16 protein-coding genes are annotated in these 16,724 nt (G+C 71.6%); 3 read left to right on the top strand and 13 right to left on the bottom strand.

Going from position 1 to position 16,724, the window contains the following annotated elements; all coding sequences use genetic code 11:
* Positions 1–46: 46 nt before the first annotated feature.
* From GSF22_RS08115 to GSF22_RS08105, 3 genes are all read right to left on the bottom strand, one after another.
* Complete coding sequence (locus GSF22_RS08115; protein WP_208812452.1) at positions 47–2,032, bottom strand: ABC transporter ATP-binding protein; 1,986 nt, start codon at positions 2,030–2,032, stop codon at positions 47–49.
* Between the two features lie 159 nt (positions 2,033–2,191).
* Positions 2,192–2,956 carry an enoyl-CoA hydratase/isomerase family protein gene (locus GSF22_RS08110; protein WP_208812442.1) on the bottom strand — a complete coding sequence of 255 codons (765 nt, stop codon included), beginning with the start codon at positions 2,954–2,956 and terminating at the stop codon, positions 2,192–2,194.
* Positions 2,957–3,002: 46 nt separating this feature from the next.
* Entirely contained in the window at positions 3,003–3,230 is a 228-nt protein-coding gene (locus GSF22_RS08105; protein WP_007462679.1) for a helix-turn-helix domain-containing protein, read from the bottom strand.
* Positions 3,231–3,436: 206 nt separating this feature from the next.
* Between GSF22_RS08105 and GSF22_RS08100 the strand changes: the two genes are divergently transcribed.
* Complete coding sequence (locus GSF22_RS08100) at positions 3,437–4,033, top strand: cadmium resistance transporter (RefSeq protein WP_208812450.1); 597 nt, start codon at positions 3,437–3,439, stop codon at positions 4,031–4,033.
* A gap of 184 nt (positions 4,034–4,217) precedes the next feature.
* On the opposite strand, the gene GSF22_RS08095 is transcribed toward GSF22_RS08100, so the two are convergent.
* Positions 4,218–5,822 carry an ABC-F family ATP-binding cassette domain-containing protein gene (locus GSF22_RS08095; RefSeq protein ID WP_208812440.1) on the bottom strand — a complete coding sequence of 535 codons (1,605 nt, stop codon included), beginning with the start codon at positions 5,820–5,822 and terminating at the stop codon, positions 4,218–4,220.
* A 242-nt stretch (positions 5,823–6,064) separates the two neighbouring features.
* On the opposite strand from GSF22_RS08095, the gene ypfJ reads away from it, so the two are divergent.
* Positions 6,065–6,982 (top strand): KPN_02809 family neutral zinc metallopeptidase, encoded by a 918-nt coding sequence (gene ypfJ, locus GSF22_RS08090; protein WP_208812448.1) that lies wholly within the window; start codon positions 6,065–6,067, stop codon positions 6,980–6,982.
* A 64-nt stretch (positions 6,983–7,046) separates the two neighbouring features.
* Here ypfJ and GSF22_RS08085 read toward each other — a convergent pair whose 3' ends face one another.
* The 3 genes from GSF22_RS08085 to GSF22_RS08075 form a co-directional block, all read right to left on the bottom strand.
* The gene (locus GSF22_RS08085; protein ID WP_208812438.1) at positions 7,047–7,688 is read right to left on the bottom strand and encodes an acVLRF1 family peptidyl-tRNA hydrolase; all 642 of its coding nucleotides are present in this window, start codon (positions 7,686–7,688) and stop codon (positions 7,047–7,049) included.
* A 65-nt stretch (positions 7,689–7,753) separates the two neighbouring features.
* Positions 7,754–8,377, bottom strand: coding sequence for a LysE/ArgO family amino acid transporter (locus GSF22_RS08080; RefSeq protein WP_208812436.1), 624 nt, complete (start codon positions 8,375–8,377; stop codon positions 7,754–7,756).
* A 253-nt stretch (positions 8,378–8,630) separates the two neighbouring features.
* Positions 8,631–10,967 carry a glycosyl hydrolase family 18 protein gene (locus GSF22_RS08075; RefSeq protein ID WP_307803828.1) on the bottom strand — a complete coding sequence of 779 codons (2,337 nt, stop codon included), beginning with the start codon at positions 10,965–10,967 and terminating at the stop codon, positions 8,631–8,633.
* A gap of 440 nt (positions 10,968–11,407) precedes the next feature.
* On the opposite strand from GSF22_RS08075, the gene GSF22_RS08070 reads away from it, so the two are divergent.
* Positions 11,408–12,157, top strand: coding sequence for a glyoxalase (locus GSF22_RS08070; protein WP_208812432.1), 750 nt, complete (start codon positions 11,408–11,410; stop codon positions 12,155–12,157).
* 85 nt (positions 12,158–12,242) lie between these two features.
* Here the strand turns inward: GSF22_RS08070 and GSF22_RS08065 are convergent, their stop codons facing one another.
* The 6 genes from GSF22_RS08065 to sufD are packed head-to-tail and all read right to left on the bottom strand — an operon-like array spanning position 12,243 to position 16,680.
* On the bottom strand, positions 12,243–12,629 hold the full coding sequence (locus tag GSF22_RS08065) for a metal-sulfur cluster assembly factor (protein WP_208812430.1): 387 nt from the start codon (positions 12,627–12,629) through the stop codon (positions 12,243–12,245).
* A complete protein-coding gene (sufU, locus tag GSF22_RS08060; protein WP_208812428.1) occupies positions 12,626–13,099 on the bottom strand; it encodes a Fe-S cluster assembly sulfur transfer protein SufU in 474 nt (157 codons plus the stop codon). The genes GSF22_RS08065 and sufU overlap by 4 nt, the downstream gene beginning before the upstream one ends.
* The gene (locus tag GSF22_RS08055) at positions 13,099–14,403 is read right to left on the bottom strand and encodes a cysteine desulfurase (RefSeq protein WP_208812426.1); all 1,305 of its coding nucleotides are present in this window, start codon (positions 14,401–14,403) and stop codon (positions 13,099–13,101) included. Before GSF22_RS08055 ends, sufU begins: the two co-directional genes overlap by 1 nt.
* Positions 14,404–14,435: 32 nt before the next feature.
* A complete protein-coding gene (gene sufC, locus GSF22_RS08050) occupies positions 14,436–15,209 on the bottom strand; it encodes a Fe-S cluster assembly ATPase SufC (protein ID WP_208812424.1) in 774 nt (257 codons plus the stop codon).
* A complete protein-coding gene (locus GSF22_RS08045; protein WP_208812422.1) occupies positions 15,206–15,535 on the bottom strand; it encodes a non-heme iron oxygenase ferredoxin subunit in 330 nt (109 codons plus the stop codon). Before GSF22_RS08045 ends, sufC begins: the two co-directional genes overlap by 4 nt.
* Positions 15,535–16,680, bottom strand: a complete 1,146-nt coding sequence (sufD, locus tag GSF22_RS08040) for a Fe-S cluster assembly protein SufD (protein WP_208812420.1) — start codon at positions 16,678–16,680, stop codon at positions 15,535–15,537. Before sufD ends, GSF22_RS08045 begins: the two co-directional genes overlap by 1 nt.
* Positions 16,681–16,724 lie beyond the last annotated feature (44 nt).

Raw genomic sequence — 16,724 nt, 5'->3', positions numbered from 1 at the left:
GGGACGGGCATCGCGTTCCGCCGTCCGGGCCCGACCGACGGTGGGATCAGTTCGGCGACGGTGCGGCCGGTGGGGCCCCGTCGGTGACGTACTCCCCCAGCGGCAGGCCGGGGATCGGCTCGGGGCCGGTCGCGTCGACGAACGGGCGGGGCGAGTCGGCGACCGCGAACTGGGTGCGGTACAGCTCGGCGTAGAGGCCACCCACCGCGACCAGCTCCTCGTGCCGGCCCCGCTCGACGATCCGGCCGCCGTCGAGGACCAGGATCTGGTCGGCGTCCCGCACGGTGGAGAGCCGGTGCGCGATCACCAGCGCGGTCCGGCCGGCCAGCGCCACCGACAGGGCCCGCTGCACCGCCGCCTCCGACTCGGAGTCCAGATGGGCGGTGGCCTCGTCGAGGACGACGATCGACGGTGCCTTGAGCAGCAGCCGGGCGATCGCCAGGCGCTGCTTCTCCCCACCGGAGAACCGGTAGCCCCGCTCGCCGACCACGGTGTCCAGCCCGTCGGGCAGCGCCCGGACCAGTCCGTCGACCTGTGCACCGGCCAGCGCCGCCCAGATCTCGTCGTCGGTGGCGTCGGGTTTCGCGTACCGCAGGTTCTCCGCGATCGTCTCGTGGAACAGGTGGGAGTCCTGGGTGACCACACCGATCTCGTCACGCAGCGAGGCCAGCGTGGCCTCCCGGACGTCCACCCCGCCGACGAGGACCTGCCCGTCGGTGACGTCGTAGACCCGGCTGAGCAGCATGGAGATGGTGGACTTGCCGGCGCCGGACGGCCCGACCAGGGCCACCATCCGGCCCGGTTCGACGGCGAACGAGACCCCGCGCAGCACCGGCTCGGAGACCGTCCGGTCCAGGGTGGCGACGTCCTCCAGCGAGGCGAGGGACACCTCGGCCGCCGACGGGTAGCGGAAGTGCACGTCCCGGAACTCCAACCGGCCGTTGCCGCGCGGTACGGTCACCGCGTCCGGCCGCTCGGCGATGCCCGGGGTCAGGTCGAGCACCTCGAACACCCGGTCGAAGGAGACCAGCGCGCTCATCACGTCGACCCGGACGTTGGACAGCGCGGTCAACGGGCCGTAGAGGCGGGTGAGCAGCAGGGCCAGGGTGACGACCGTACCGGCGCTGACCGCACCGGTGACCGCGAGCCAGCCGCCGAGCCCGTAGGTGAGGGCCTGGGCCAGCGAGGCGACCAGCAGCATCGCCACGAAGAAGGTCCGCGAGTACATCGCCGACTGGATGCCGATGTCCCGGACCCGCTCGGCCCGGCGGGCGAACCGCTTCGCCTCGACCTCCGGCTGGCCGAAGAGCTTGACCAGCAGGGCCCCGGCCACCCCGAACCGCTCGGTCATCGTGGCATGCATCTTGGCGCCGAGGTCGTACGACTCCTTGGTGATCTCGGCGAGCCGCTTGCCGACCCGGCGGGCCGGGATGATGAAGACCGGCAGCATCACCAGGGACAGCAGGGTGATCTGCCAGGAGAGGGTGAGCATGACCCCGGCGGTGAGCACGAGCTGGATGACGTTGCTGACCACCCCGGACAGGGTCGAGGTGAACGCCCGCTGGGCGCCGAGCACGTCGTTGTTGAGCCGGCTGACCAGCGCACCGGTCTGGGTCCGGGTGAAGAACTGCAACGGCATCCGCTGGACGTGGTCGTACACCTGGGTGCGCAGGTCGAGGATGATGCCCTCGCCGATCCGCGCCGAGTACCACCGCTGGGCCAGCGAGAGCAGGGCGTCGGCCACGGCCAGGGCGGCGATGAACAGTGCCAGCCGGACGATGGTGCTGCCGGCGGACGGGCCGCCCCGGGTGATCGTGTTGATCACGTCACCGGCCAGGACCGGGGTGGCCACCCCGATGGCCGCGGCGAACACCACGGTGACCAGGAAGACCACGATGTCACGCCGGTACGGTCGGGCGAAGGCGACGACCCGGCGGGCGGTCCCCCGGCCCAGCCGGTGACCGGCCACCTCGTCGGAGTCCCGCATGGCCCGGAGCATGCTCCAGCCGCCCATGCCGCCACCACCGGGCATCGGATGGGACACTCGTCACCTCCGGGTCTGGATCGTACGGGTCGTCGGGCTCCATTCTCCCGACGGCTACGACAACCTCAGAAGTAACCAGGATCTTCCCGAACGGTCCTTACTGTTACCCGGACGACGGCACGGGACGACCACTCCCCGGACGGCGCACTACTCGCCGATACCCGCCAGGTCACGCAGGCGCCGGGTCTGTGCCTCCCGCTCGGCCCGTTGCTGCTCCGCATGGGTCCGCCCGGTCGCCCCGGCGAGCAGGGCCTTGATCTCCACCACCGCGTCCCGGGGGCCGGCCAGCAGCGCCGCCGTCAGGTCGGCCACCGCTGCGGTCAGCTCGGCGGCCGGCACGACCACGGTGGCCAGCCCCATCCGCTGGGCCTCCGCGGCGTCCAGTCGTCGACCGGTGGCACAGATCTCCAGGGCCCGCGCGTAGCCGACCAGCTCCACCAGACGCTTGGTACCGGCCAGGTCGGGCACCAGCCCGAGGGTCACCTCGGCCATGGACAGCCGGGCGTCCTCGGCGAGCACCCGCAGGTCGCAGGCGAGCGCCAACTGGAAGCCGGCGCCGATGGCGTGCCCCTGCACGGCAGCGACGGAGATGATGTCCGGACGGTGCAGCCAGGTGAACCCGGCCTGGAACTCGGCGATCCGGTCCGCGCACTCCGCTGGGCTGAGCGCGGTCAGGCCCGCGATCGAGCCCTCCCCCGCACCCCGTACGACGGACAGGTCGAGCCCGGCGGAGAAGGACCGGCCCTCGCCCCGGACGACCACCACCCGCACGTCCCCGGGCAGGTCGCGGGAGAAGTCGTGCAGCGCCCGCCACATGGCGGGGGTCTGCGCGTTGAGGACGTCGGGCCGGCACAACGTGACCGTCGCGACCGGCCCTTCGCATTCCAGCCGGACGCCGGCGTCGGAGGTCATCAGAACCCCCGACGCGGGAGCGGTCCGGACCAGATGTGCGGGCGGGTCACGCCTTCTTGCGCCGACGGGCCCCGCCGCGCTGACGCAGTTGCACGCCGGACTCGGTGAGCACGCGGTGGATGAATCCGTAGGAGCGGCCGGTGGAGGCCGCGAGAGCACGGATGCTCTCCCCGGAGGTGTACCGCTTGACCAGGTCCTTGGCGAGCGTCTGCCGCTCGGCCCCGACGATCCGGCGACCCTTCTCAGTGCTGGTGGCTGTGCCGGTGGCTGCCATGTTGATTCCTCACGTCCCAGACTGTGCGGTTCGATACGGTCCCACCTATTAGACCGCCTCGGACGATCATGCGCTAGATATCAACTCTTCGCCAACCGACACGCACAGCATTGTCAGCTTCTGGATAGCGTGACGATCAGGCCGGCGAAAGGTGCGAATCACCCCGGTGCCGGTCCCTGGAACCGGAGCCGTACCCTGCGCCGGTGATGGACCTCCTCAGCACGGCGGTCGGCGCGGCCGTCGTGTTCGCCGGCACCGACATCGACGACATCATCGTGCTGACCGTGCTCTTCGTGACGGCCCGGCGGGGCGGTCGCCCCCGCCCCGGGCAGATCGTCGCGGGGCAGTACCTCGGCATCGGCGCCCTGGTCGTGGCGAGCGCCGTGGTGGCCGCCGGGCTGCTGGTCGTACCCGACCCGTGGACCGGGCTGCTCGGCCTGCTACCGATCGGGCTCGGGGTACGCGCCCTGATCGGCGCGGACGACGACGAGGCACCCGAGGTGGTCGGCGGCACCCTCGGCGTGGCCGGGGTGACCATCGCCAACGGCGCCGACAACATCGCCGTCTACGTACCGGTGTTCCGGGCGCTCGGCCCGGCCCAGACCGGGGTCTTCCTGCTGGTCTTCGTCGTGCTGATCGCACTGTGGTGCGCGACGGCCGCCTGGCTGGGCGGTCACCCCCGGGTGGTCCGCCTGGTGGAACGGGCCGGTCGCTGGCTGGTACCGGCGGTGTTCATCCTGATCGGCCTGGTGATCCTGATCAGCTCCGGCGTACCGGCCCGGCTGGTCGACCTGGCCGGCTGAGCCGGCGCCGGAACTGCCCCGCCGGACCCCGGTCCCGGCCCGACCGGCCCACCGGCACCGCCCCGCCGGCACCCGGTGTCTGCCCTGCCGCACCGCCGACGGTACCCGGACGCACCACCCACGGTGCCCGACCGGTCGGGCCGGGCTGCCCCGGCTGACGCTGGCGTGCCGCTGGGGTGCCGCGTCAGGCCAGCTCGACCAGTTCGAGCAGGTCGTCGCTCCAGGCGTCCTCGTCACCGTCGGGGAGCAGGATCGCCCGGTCCGGCTTGAGGGCCAGCACCGCACCCGGGTCGTGGGTGACCAGCACGATCGCCCCCGGGTACCGGGCGATCGCGTCGAGCACCTGCTCCCGGCTGACCGGATCCAGGTTGTTGGTCGGCTCGTCGAGCAGCAGCACGTTGGCGCCGGAGCAGACCAGGGTGGCCAGGGCGAGCCGGGTCTTCTCCCCACCGGAGAGCACCCCGGCCGGCTTGTCCACGTCGTCACCGGAGAAGAGGAAGGCGCCGAGGATCTTGCGCAGCTCGGTGTCGCTCTGCTCGAAGGCGGCGCTGCGCATGTGGTCGAGCACCGTACGGTCCACGTCGAGCGTCTCGTGCTCCTGGGCGTAGTAGCCCAGCCGCAGCCCGTGCCCGGGCCGGATCTCGCCGGTGTCCGGCTCCAGCAGCCCGCCGAGCATCCGCAGCAGGGTGGTCTTGCCGGCACCGTTGAGCCCCAGGATGGCCACCCGCGAGCCCCGGTCGACCGCCACGTCGACGTCGGTGAAGATCTCCAGCGAGCCGTACGACTTGGACAGGCCGGTCGCGGTCAACGGGGTCTTGCCGCACGGCGCGGGACTGGGGAACCGGACCTTGGCCACCTTGTCGGCGACCCTGGTCTCCTCCAGCCCGGAGAGCAGCCGCTCGGCGCGGCGGGCCATGTTCTGCGCGGCGACCGTCTTGGTGGCCTTGGCGCGCATCTTGTCGGCCTGCGCCATCAGCGCGCCGGCCTTTTTCTCCGCGTTGGCCCGCTCCCGGCGCCGCCGCCGCTCGTCGGTCTCGCGCTGTTCGAGGTACGCCTTCCAGCCGAGGTTGTAGACGTCCACCACGCTGCGGGTGGCGTCCAGGAACCAGACCTTGTTGACCACCGCCTCCAGCAGGGAGGCGTCGTGGCTGATCACGATCAGTCCGCCCTTGTGCCCGGCGAGGAAGCCGCGCAGCCAGGTGATCGAGTCGGCGTCCAGGTGGTTGGTGGGCTCGTCGAGGAGCAGGATGCCGCCCCCGTTCTCGGCGGCGTCGCGGAACAGGATCCGGGCCAGCTCGATCCGGCGGCGCTGGCCACCGGAGAGGGTGCCGATCGGCTGGGCCAGCGCCCGGTCGGGCAGCCCGAGGTTGGCGCAGATCCGGGCCGCCTCGGCCTCGGCCGCGTACCCGCCGAGCGAGGCGAACTGGTCCTCCAGGGCGCCGTACCGACGCACCAGGCGGTCGTCGGCGCCGTCGGCGAGTTCCGCCTCGATCCGGGCCATCTCGGCCATCAGCACGTCCAGGCCCCGGGCGGAGAGCACCCGGTCCCGGCCGGTGACCTCCAGGTCGCCGGTACGCGGGTCCTGCGGCAGGTAACCGATCCCACCACGCCGTTCGATCTGTCCGGCGTACGGTTGGCCCTCGCCGGCCAGCACCTTCAACGTGGTGGTCTTGCCGGCGCCGTTCCGGCCGACCAGGCCGATCCGGTCGCCGGGTTGTACGCGTAGCGTGGTGTCGGACAGCAGGATCCGGGCGCCGGCGCGCAACTCCAGGCCAGTGGCAGTGATCATTTGTGCGGACTCGCTCTCGGGGTCTGGAAGGGCTGACTCAGGGCACGCGAAAGCGCCGGCGGGTGAAACCCGTCGGCGCGGGGCGGTTCAGCCTTCGCAGCGCAGCACGGTCCGATTGTACCGGGCGGCGGGAGAGTCGCCGCCCGGATTACCAATCAAGATCATCGGGTACCGGATCCGGGTCCGGATCCGTCCGGCATTCACCTACCTGGAAACCGGATCACCACGCGATCGGGGTCATGATGGAGCTGAACGAGAACGCGCGAATCGACACCAGTCAGGTCGAGGACCGACGCGGGTCAGGTGGCGGCGGCGGGGGCATCCCCATCCCCATCCCGGCCGGCGGCGGCGGACGCGGTGGACTGGTCGGCATCATCATCGCCGTCCTGGTGGCGCTGGTCGGGGGCGGCTTCGGGCTGAACGCGATGGGCGGCGACGGCGGCGAGGCCGGGGACAACACCGCACTGGAGCAGAAGTGCGCCGCCGACGACGCGCTCCAGCAGCTCGACTGCCGCAACACCCTCTACGTCAACTCGATCCAGGCGTACTGGCAGCGGGCCCTGCCCGAGGCGTTCGGCGAGCGGTACTCCCCGTCGAAGACGGTCTTCTTCAGCCAGGCGGTGAGCACCGGCTGCGGCCAGGCCGACTCCGGGGTCGGGCCGTTCTACTGCCCCGCCGACGACCAGGTGTACATCGACCTGACCTTCTACCGGGTCCTCGCCGACCAGCTCGGCGCCGAGGGCGAGTTCGCCCAGCCGTACGTGCTGGCCCACGAGTACGGCCACCACGTGCAGGACCTGCTCGGCACCGAGGCGCAGATGCGCCGCCAGCAGCAGCGCGACCCGGGCAACGCCAACGCGCTGTCGGTCAAGCTGGAGCTACAGGCCGACTGCTACGCCGGCGCCTGGGCCAAGAACGCCACCGGCACCGCCGACGCCCGGGGCGAGAAGATCTTCACCAGCATCAGCGAGCAGGACATCTCCCAGGCGATCGACACCGCCGAGAAGATCGGCGACGACGCCATCCAGCAGCGGTCCGGCCGCCCGGTGAACCCGGACGAGTTCACCCACGGCACGTCCGACCAGCGCAAGGAGTGGTTCACCCGGGGGTACCAGACCGGCGACCCGAAGTCCTGCGACACCTTCGGCAGCGGGAGCTGACCTCTTTCACAGGTGTTAGGAAGGGCCCCTTCCTATACCGGAAACGATAGGAAGGGGCCCTTCCTTACCGGACCAGGATGCGGACGGCACGGGCGGCGGTGATCGCGTCGACCAGGACCGCGTGCCGGGGCTCGGGCACGTCGAGCAACCGGTCGGCCCGCAGCGCGGCCAGCGGGGCGAGCCGCCGGTCGGCGAGGACCGTGTCGATCGCCCGCCGGTCACCGCCGGTCACCAGGGTGGCCAACGCCGGCGCCTCGGGCAGCAGCAGCCGGACGGCCAACTCGGTGGCGTCACCCAGGGCCGCCTTCGCCTGGTTGTCGCGGCGCCGGGCGAACCGCTGCTGCGACCAGCCCCCGGCGGCGGTGCGCCCCTGCACGTACCGGGTGTCGACCTTCGAGGAGAGCAGTTCGGTACCGTCGGCCACCCCGACCGCCACCGCGCCCTTGCGGGCGAGCAGCAGCCCGATCCGGCGGGGCGCGGCAGCCGCGGCGACGAACCCGGGGACGTCCACGGCCGACGGGGCACCGGGCGGGGTGTGCAGTTCGGCGGTGCCGCCGTCCGGGGCGGTGAGCAGCAGGCCGTACTCCTCGACGGTGGTGGTGACCGGGGCGCCGTGCCGTTCGGCGAAGCCGTCGACCCAGCGCGCCAGGCGGGCCGGGTCGACATCCACCCAGCGACCACCACCGGCAGCGGGTCGACTGGTCATGAGGGGACCGTACGGCACCCGGGGGCCGGGCTGCCGGCCCGGTGCCCGGTGCGCCCGACCGGGGCTCAGGTGGGCAGCAGCATGGCGACCGCCAGCGCGGTGATCAGGGCGCTGGAGAACAGCGCGGTGACCAGCCGCCCACGCGGCCCGGTCAGCAGCCGGCCGACCAGGCTGCCGCCGCCCGCGACGAGCAACTGCCAGCTCGCCGAGGCGAGGAAGACCCCGGCGACGAAGAGCACCCCGGCCGGCAGGTCCGGGCCGGTGTCCGGGCGACCGAGGATGAGGGCCGTGAAGTAGAGCACGGTGGCCGGGTTGAGCAGGGTCAGCGCCAGCACCCCGGCGAACGCCCGCCCCGGGGTGGTCAACCCGGCTCCGGTCCGCCCCGGGGTGACCGACGACCGGTGCCGCAGCGCCCGCCAGGCACCGTGACCGGCGATGGCGAGCAGCACCACGGCGGCGACCACGCGCAGCGGACCGGCCACCGGGCTGACCAGGTCGGCGAGGACGGCCCCGCCGAGGACCGCCACCAGGGCGTAGAGCCCGTCGGCGGTGGCCACCGCGAGCGCGGCCCCGGCACCGACCCGGAACGAGGTACGGGCGCTGAGCCCGAGGATGAGGACAGCGATCGCGCCGACCGGGACGGCCACCCCGTAGCCGGCCAGCAGGCCGGCGAGGAAGGCGCCGGTCACGACGGTCGGGGCGGGTGTGTCGAGGCACGGACCCCGGTCGGCCGCTGTCGGCGGGCGGTGTTGGCCACGGCGACGGGAACGGCGGGGTCCGGGGGCGACTCGATCACCCGGCGATCGTGCCCCGGCCCGGGGTCCGGCGCGACCGGTTTTCCGCTGGTCGGATCGGCGCGAACCGGCGTCGCCGGTCACGACCGGGCCGCCGGCCGCCCGTCCCGGAGGGGGTGGGCGGGCGACCGGCGGCCGGCCGAACGGATCAGAGACCGGTGTGCAGCGCCGACATCAGCGCCCCGTTGGCGGTGTCCCCGGACATCTCCCAGATCATCACGCCGAGCAGGCCCTGCTGTTTGAGCCAGGTGGTCTTCAATCCGATCGACCAGGGGTCGTCGTACGTCCACCAGGTGCCGTTCGCCCCGGTGTAGCAGTACGTCGACACCGACTGGGTGTCGTGGTGGACGGCGCAGTTCGGCACCATCGCCAGCAGGTTGCTGTAGCCGCGCGTGCCGGCCTCCTCGGCGAACTGGCCCGGGGCCGCACCGGTGGCCGCCTGCCATTCGCCGTTCGCCCCGCCGTCGGTGACGCCCTGCCAGCCCCGGCCGTAGAACGCTATGCCGAGGGTCAACTGCCGGGGGTGCACGCCCGCGTCGAGGTACGTCCGGATCGCCTTCTCCACGCTGAAGTCGAACGGGTACGGGTCCTGCGCATCCCGGTAGAGGTTGCCCTGGTGACCGGTACGGTGGGGCTCCCACGAGTTGTCCGAACCGGCGCCGTGGAAGTCGTACCCCTGCACGTTGGCGAAGTCCATGTAGTCGAACACGCTGGGCGTACCGTCGGTCCTGCTGATGTCCCAGCCGGCCTCGATCTTGGCCGGGTCGGCCGGGGTGAACGCGGTGAGCAGGTACCGTTTGCCGGTGCCCGCGCCCAGCGCGTCGAGCTGCCGCCGGAACTCGGCGAACAGGGCGGTGTTGTTGGCCTTGTCCTGCGGTCCCCAGTGGTTACCGGGGTGTCCCTCGGCGCCCGGCCATTCCCAGTCCAGGTCGATGCCGTCGAAGATGCCGGCCGCCACGCCGGGGCCACCGGCCCCGTTGTACGTCGGCAGGTTGCCCTTGATGTAGATGTCGAGGCAGGAGCGCACCAGCTTCTCGCGGGACGCCGGGGTGGCCGCCGCGTCGGAGAAGAACTTGGAGTAGGTCCAGCCGCCGATGGAGATCAGCACCTTCAGGTGCGGGTGCTTCGCCTTCAGCTTCTTGAGCTGGTTGAAGTTGCCGCGCAGCGGCTCCCAACCGGTGTCGGCGACCCCGTCGACGCTCTGCGCCGCGCTGAACCCCCGACCGTAGTCCGCCTCCGCGTCACCGGCGCCGGTCCCCTGGTCCGGGTCCTGTGGGTTCGAGGTGGTGCCCTTGGTGACGCCCTGGAGGCAGGTCAGGTTGACCGGGTCGAGATTGGCGAAGGAGTAGTTGATGTGGGTCAGTTTGGCCGCCGCACCGGAGGTGTCGAGGTTCTTGACGAAGTACTGCCGGCCGTAGATGCCCCACTGGACGAAGTAGCCGACCTTGGCATGCTTGCCGCTGCCGACCGCGTCGTCGGTGGTGACGCTCAGCGCCGCGCTGGCCGGTGAGACGTTGTCGTAGCTGTCCCGGGCCCGGACCGTGAAGGTGTAGGCGGTCAGCGGTGCCAGGCCGCTGACCACGGCGGTGGTGGCGGTGGTCGTGCTGAGCACCAGGGCACCGCCCCGGTACACGTCGTAGCCGGCGATGCCGCTGGGGTCGGTGACCGCGTTCCAGGCCAGCGTCACGCTCGCCGAGGTCTTGGCGGTGGCGCGCAGGCCGCCCGGCGCCGGGGGCGCCGTGGTGTCGTCGGCCGGGTTCAGTGTGGTCGCGCCGACCGGGGCGCTGTCCGCCGAGACGTTGCCCCGGGTGTCCTTGGCCCGCACCGTGAACGTGTACGCGGTGTTCGGGGTCAGGCCGGTGACGGTACCGGTGGTCGGTACGGCGCCACTGCCGCCGGTGACGCTGGCCGCGAGGGTGCCGTTGCGGTAGATGTCGTAGCCGGCGATCGGGAAGTCGGTCGCCACGGCGGCCGTCCAGGTCAACGTGACCGTCTTCGTGGTACGGCCGGCCACCGCCACCCCGGTCGGCGTGCCGGGCGCCCGGTCGGGGGTACCGTCGCACTTGTCGCCGTTGATCCGGCAGTTGAGCGGCTCGGCGTTCGACCCGTACGCGATGAACCAGAAGCTGTGCGGCTCGGTGCTGCCGCCGGCCGGGATGCTGCCGTTGTAGTGGGCGTTGGTGACCGTGACGTGGTTGCCGTTGGCCGTCATGTTGCCGTTGTAGCCGTTGCCCAGGGTAACCCCGGGCGGCAGGTCGAACTCCAGGGTCCACCCGTTCACCGCGTTGGCGGTGCCGTTGGTGATCACGTACTTGTCGAGGTGCCAGGAGCCGTTGTCGGCGGTGGAGAAGGTGGCCCTCAGTCCGGCTGCCGCCTGCGCCGGGGGGCTCCCCGCCACGACGAGGAGACTGGCCAGCAGCAGCAGCGCGGCGACGGCGCCACCCGGGCGGGGACCGGCGCGACGGCGGGCACGGGAAGTGAACACGGTGACTCCCATGGGTGAGACAGCGGTCGGTGCCTGCGAACCGGGGAGATCCCACTCGATCGGATGCCGGCGCAACCGCCGGGTCCGTCGTCACCCCACCCAAGCAGATATCAGCAACTCTCAATCTGTTAGGTTTGTTAACCATAGGGGTGGGTCGGCCACGCCGTCAATACGCCGCCAGGTCTGCCGCAGCCCCGGAACGAGGTACGGGCGCTGAGCCCGAACCGTCGGGCCAGCGCCACGAGGCCGCGGAACAGAAGCCCGAGCCGGCCGCGGCGGAGGCCGGCAGAGTCCGGCGCAGATCAGGTCCGGGCCGGCCGGGAAACGTCGTGCCCGCCAGCGGCCGACCGGGAAGTTTGTCACTTTCGACAGCGGCATCCGGGGGCGGAACGCGGACACAATGGCCGGGCCGTCCGACCGCTACCCCAGGTGAGGTGCCGATGACCGGAAATCGCGTCCAGCCCAACGAGACCGTCGTGCCGTTGCTGCCCTGCGTCGCACCGGCGGAGACCCTCGCGTTCTGGCGGGCTCTCGGCTTCACGGTGACCTTCGAGCAGACCAGGCCGTACCTGTGGCAGATCTTCCGGTGGAGCGGGGTCGAGCTGCACTACCGGGAAGCTCCGGACGGCGTGGACCCGGCAGCCGGCAAGACCGGCGGCGCTCTGGTGTTCGTCGACGCGGTCGCGCCGTACCACGAGACCTTCACTGCGGCGATGCGTCACGCCTACGGCAAGGTGCTCGTCACCGGACTGCCACGGATCACACGGCTGCGGCCCGGTGCCTCCCGGTTCACCGTCACCGACCCGTCCGGGAACATCATCGTCTTCATCCGGCGCGACGAACCGGAAGAACTGGAGTACGGCGGGTCGAAGCGGCTCACGGGGCTGGCCCGGGTGCTGGACAACGCGCGGATCCTGCGCGAGTTCAAGAACGACGACCGGGCCGCCTTCCGGGCGCTGAACTCCGGGCTGCGTCGACACGGCGACGCGGCGCCGGCCGTGGAACAGGCCCTGGCCCTCGCCGCGTTGATCGAGCTGTCGGAGATCGAGCTGTCGGAGCCGGAGCGGGTACCCGAATGGGGCGCCCGGCTGCGGGCGCTCACGCTGACCGCGCCGGAACGGGAACGGGTGACACGCTCTGTCACCGACCCGGCCGTCCTCGCGCCCTGGCTACCCGAAGCGGACGCATAGGAACGCCCGCCGAGTCCGGTTGCCGGGCGCGCCAAAGCGTCGGGCACGGCACCCGCAACAGGGTGCCGCGCCCGACAGGTGACGCTCAGACGTTGAAGCCGAGGGCGCGCAACTGGTCCCGACCCTCGTCAGTGATCTTGTCCGGTCCCCATGGCGGCAGCCACACCCAGTTGATCCGGAAGTCCTGCACCAGGCCGCCACCGGGGCCGGTGGTCAACGCCTGCCGGGTCTGGTCCTCGATCACGTCGGTCAGCGGGCAGGCCGCCGAGGTGAGCGTCATGTCCAGGGTGGCGACGTTGTCGTCGTCGACGTGCACGCCGTACACCAGGCCGAGGTCGACCACGTTGATGCCCAGCTCCGGGTCGACGACGTCCTTCATGGCCTCCTCGACGTCGGCGACGGCGGCCCGGCCGCCCCCACCGGCCGGCACCGCCGACGGCTCCGCCGCGGTCGCGGTCTCTTCGCTACTCATGCCTTCACCTCCGGGCTCGCGCCCACCCCGGCGCGTGCCGCGGCGTCCTTGAACGCCATCCACGGCAGCAGCGCACACTTCACCCGGGCGGGGTAGCGGGCCACACCCGCGAACGCCACCCCGTCACCCAGTACGTCCTCGTCCGGCGTGACCTGACCACGGCCGGACATCAACTCCACGAACGCCTCGTGCACCCCGAACGCGTCCGCCACCGCCCGCCCGTGCAGCAGCTCGTGCAGCACGCTCGCCGACGCCTGACTGATCGAGCAGCCCATCCCGTCGTACGAGACGTCGGTCAGTACCGACCCGTCGGTGGCGACCCGGACGGTCACCTCGTCGCCACAGGTCGGGTTCACGTGGTGGGCCTCCGCCACCCGGGCCTGCGGGTCGGCGCAGTCGCGCAGGCCACGCCCCTGCGGGTGCTTGTAGTGGTCCAGGATGATGTCCTGGTAGAGACCGTCGAGCTGCATCAGCCGAACACCTTCCGCACCTGCTCCAGGCCACGCACCAGGGCGTCGATCTCCCCCGTGGTGGTGTAGAGGTAGAACGAGGCCCGGGTGGTCGCCGGTACGCCGTAGCGCACGCAGACCGGCCGGGCACAGTGGTGCCCCACCCGCACCTGCACACCCAGGGCGTCGAGCACCTGGCCGACGTCGTGCGGGTGGATGTCGCCGAGCGCGAACGAGATGGTGCCGCCCCGGCCGACCGGTACCGTCGGACCGAAGATCCGCAGCCCCGGCACGGAGGCCAGCGCGTCCAGCGCGTACGCGGTGATCTCCTTCTCGTGCCACTGGATCGCCCGCATGCCGATCCCGGTGAGGTAGTCCACCGCCGCGCCGAGCGCCACCGCCTCCGCGATCGGCGGGGTACCGGCCTCGAACCGGGCCGGCGGCGCGGCGAAGGTGGACCGCTGCATGGTCACCGTCTCGATCATCGAGCCGCCGCCGAAGACCGGCGGCATCGCCGCCAGCAGCTCGGCCCGCCCCCAGAGCACGCCGATGCCGGTCGGCCCGCACATCTTGTGCCCGGTGAAGACGATGAAGTCCGCGTCCAGGTCGACGACGTCGACCGGCAGGTGCGGTACCGACTGCGAGCAGTCGAGCAGCAGCAGCGCCCCGACCTCCCGGACCCGCGCGGTGATCCGCGAGGTCGCGTTGACCGTGCCGAGGATGTTCGACATGTGCACCAGCGAGACGATCTTCGTCCGCTCGGTGACCAGCTCGTCGAGGTTCGACTCGTCGAGCCGGCCGTTCTCCGTGACCGAGAACCAGCGCAGGGTCGCGCCGGTCCGCTCGCAGAGCAGCTGCCACGGCACGATGTTCGAGTGGTGCTCCATCTCGGAGATCACCACCTCGTCACCGGGGCCCAGCCGGAACCGGGAGTCGGCGTCCGCGCGCAGCGAGGCGTTGGAGAAGGCGTACGCCACCAGGTTGATCGCCTCGGTGGAGTTCTTGGTGAACACCACCTCGTCCACGCTCGGCGCGTTGACGAACGTGGCGATCTTCGCCCGCGCGCCCTCGTACGCCTCGGTCGCCTCGGTGCCCAGGGTGTGCACCGACCGGGACACGTTGGCGTTGTGCTGCGCGTAGTGCCCGGCCAGCACGTCCAGCACCTGACGGGGCTTGTGCGAGGTGTTGGCGCTGTCGAGGTAGACCAGCGGATGGCCGTTCACCTCCCGGTCCAGGATCGGGAAGTCCGCACGTACCCGCTCGACGTCGAAGCGGGGCATGTCGTCGTACTGCGGCATCCCCGCCGGGATCGCGATGGTGGTCATCTCGACAGCACCTCCTTCCGTTCTACCCGGGATCAGGCCCGCGCCGCGCCGGCCCCGGCCACGTACCGCTCGTACCCCTCGGCCTCCAGCTTCTCGGCCAGCTCCGGGCCGCCCTCCTCGACGATCCGGCCGCCGACGAAGACGTGCACGAAGTCCGGCTTGATGTACCGGAGGATGCGGGTGTAGTGGGTGATCAGCAGCAGGCCGGTGTCGCCGGTGTCCCGGACCCGGTTGACGCCCTCGCTGACCACGCGCAGGGCGTCGATGTCGAGGCCGGAGTCGGTCTCGTCGAGGATGGCCACCTTCGGCTTGAGCAGCTCCAGCTGCACGATCTCGTGCCGCTTCTTCTCGCCGCCGGAGAAGCCCTCGTTGACGTTGCGCTGGGCGAACGACGGGTCCATCTGGAGCTTCTCCATCGCGCCGCGCAGCTCGCCGGCCCAGGTACGCAGCTTCGGCGCCTGACCGTCGATCGCGGTCTTGGCGGTGCGCAGGAAGTTCGCCACCGAGACGCCCGGCACCTCGACCGGGTACTGCATGGCCAGGAAGAGGCCGGCGCGGGCCCGCTCGTCGACGGACATGGCCAGCACGTCGGAGCCGTCGAGGGTCACCGAACCGCCGGTGATCTCGTACTTCGGGTGACCGGCGATGGAGTACGCCAGGGTGGACTTGCCGGAGCCGTTCGGGCCCATGATGGCGTGCGTCTCCCCCGACCGGACGGTCAGGTCGACCCCGGCCAGGATCGGCTTGAGCTCCCCCTCGGGCAGCTTCACCGAAGCCTGCAGGTTGCGGATCTCCAGGGTGCTCATGACGGGTTCACTCCATTACTCGGCGTCAGGCTGACGTAGACGGCGCCGTCGCGGATCTCGACGGGGTAGACGGGTACGGGTTCGGTGGCGGGCAGCCCGGTCGGCTGGCCGGTACGCAGGTCGAAACGGGAGCCGTGCAGCCAGCATTCCAGCGTGCACCCCTCCACCTCGCCCTCGGACAGCGACACGGCGGCGTGCGAGCACTGGTCGTACACGGCGTAGAACTGGTCGTCCCCGCCGTGCACCACGGCGAGGGGGGTGCCGTCGACGTCGGCGCTGAGCACGGAGCCCTTCGGCAGGTCCTCCACGGAGCAGATCCGGATCATCAGGCACCCGCCTCGACGAGCCGGGCCTCGATGGCCGCACCGAGCCGGTCGCGCAGCTCCTCGACCGGGATCTTGTTGATCACCTCGGCGAAGAAGCCCCGCACCACCAGCCGGCGCGCCTCGTCGGCGGGGATGCCCCGGGCCATCAGGTAGAACAGCTGCTCGTCGTCGAACCGGCCGGTGGCGCTGGCGTGCCCGGCCCCGGCGACCTCGCCGGTCTCGATCTCCAGGTTGGGCACCGAGTCGGCCCGGGCACCGTCGGTGAGCAGCAGGTTCCGGTTGATCTCGTACGTGTCGGTGCCCGTCGCGGCGGCCTGGATCAGCACGTCACCGACCCAGACGGTGTGGGCGCTGGCGCCCTGCAACGCGCCCCGGTAGCCGACGTAGCTGCGGCAGTCCGGCACGGTGTGGTCGACCAGCTGGCGGTGCTCCAGGTGCTGACCGGCGTCGGCGAAGTAGAGCCCGTACAGCTCCGCCTCGCCGCCCCGGCCGGCGTACTCCACGCTGGTGAACTGCCGGACCAGGTCACCGCCGAGGGTCACCTGGACGTGCACCACCTTCGCGTCCCGGCCGAGCCTGAGCTTCACGTGCTGCGCCTGGACCGCGTCGGCCGCCCAGTCGGCGACGGTCACCAGGGTCAGCTTGGCGCCGTCGGCCACCGCCACCTCGACGTTGTCGGCCAGGGTGGCGGAACCGGTGTGCTCCAGCACCACGGTGACCTCGGCGAACCGGCCCACCTCCAGGTAGGTGTGCCCGAAGGCGACGCCCCCGGCGCCGGTCCCGGTCACCCGGATCACGGCCGGCTCCGCGACGACCGCCTCCGGGGTCACCGACACCAGCAGCGCCTGCTCGGCACCGCCGTACGCCAGCGCGCTGATCCGGTCGAACGGGGTGAGCACGGAACCGATACGCGGGTCGTCGTGGCCGATCGTCTCGACGGTCACGCCCGACGGCAGCGCCACCTGGTCGTACCCGACCGTCGCGGTGGCGACCGTCGTCCCGTCGGCGAGCCCCCGCAGCCGCTTGAGCGGGGTGAAACGCCACTCCTCCTCCAGCCCGGTGAGGGTCGGGAAGTCGGCGACGTCGTACGAGCGGAGCGCCTGTGACTTGGTGCTGGGCGGCGGCGCGGAAGCCTGGGTAGTCATCTCGTCCTTGGTCTTCGTCGTGCGGGTGCGGTGGGCGGCAACGG

The organism is Micromonospora echinofusca (genome assembly GCF_017614955.1).
Taxonomy (GTDB): Bacteria; Actinomycetota; Actinomycetes; order Mycobacteriales; family Micromonosporaceae; genus Micromonospora; species Micromonospora echinofusca_A.
Note: the sequence above shows the minus strand (reverse complement) of the source record. Positions and strands in the feature narration are given on the sequence as shown.

Excerpts from the sequence above, each read along its gene's own strand:
- GSF22_RS08105 (WP_007462679.1), bottom strand. The coding sequence starts at position 3,230 with ATGGCAGCCACCGGCACAGCCACCAGCACTGAGAAGGGTCGCCGGATC.
- GSF22_RS08100 (WP_208812450.1), top strand. The coding sequence starts at position 3,437 with ATGGACCTCCTCAGCACGGCGGTCGGCGCGGCCGTCGTGTTCGCCGGC.
- GSF22_RS08110 (WP_208812442.1), bottom strand. The coding sequence starts at position 2,956 with ATGACCTCCGACGCCGGCGTCCGGCTGGAATGCGAAGGGCCGGTCGCG.
- GSF22_RS08045 (WP_208812422.1), bottom strand. The coding sequence starts at position 15,535 with ATGATCCGGATCTGCTCCGTGGAGGACCTGCCGAAGGGCTCCGTGCTC.
- GSF22_RS08085 (WP_208812438.1), bottom strand. The coding sequence starts at position 7,688 with ATGACCAGTCGACCCGCTGCCGGTGGTGGTCGCTGGGTGGATGTCGAC.
- GSF22_RS08070 (WP_208812432.1), top strand. The coding sequence starts at position 11,408 with ATGACCGGAAATCGCGTCCAGCCCAACGAGACCGTCGTGCCGTTGCTG.
- GSF22_RS08115 (WP_208812452.1), bottom strand. The coding sequence starts at position 2,032 with ATGCCCGGTGGTGGCGGCATGGGCGGCTGGAGCATGCTCCGGGCCATG.
- sufC (WP_208812424.1), bottom strand. The coding sequence starts at position 15,209 with ATGAGCACCCTGGAGATCCGCAACCTGCAGGCTTCGGTGAAGCTGCCC.
- GSF22_RS08095 (WP_208812440.1), bottom strand. The coding sequence starts at position 5,822 with ATGATCACTGCCACTGGCCTGGAGTTGCGCGCCGGCGCCCGGATCCTG.
- sufD (WP_208812420.1), bottom strand. The coding sequence starts at position 16,680 with ATGACTACCCAGGCTTCCGCGCCGCCGCCCAGCACCAAGTCACAGGCG.
- GSF22_RS08055 (WP_208812426.1), bottom strand. The coding sequence starts at position 14,403 with ATGACCACCATCGCGATCCCGGCGGGGATGCCGCAGTACGACGACATG.
- sufU (WP_208812428.1), bottom strand. The coding sequence starts at position 13,099 with ATGCAGCTCGACGGTCTCTACCAGGACATCATCCTGGACCACTACAAG.
- ypfJ (WP_208812448.1), top strand. The coding sequence starts at position 6,065 with ATGGAGCTGAACGAGAACGCGCGAATCGACACCAGTCAGGTCGAGGAC.
- GSF22_RS08065 (WP_208812430.1), bottom strand. The coding sequence starts at position 12,629 with ATGAGTAGCGAAGAGACCGCGACCGCGGCGGAGCCGTCGGCGGTGCCG.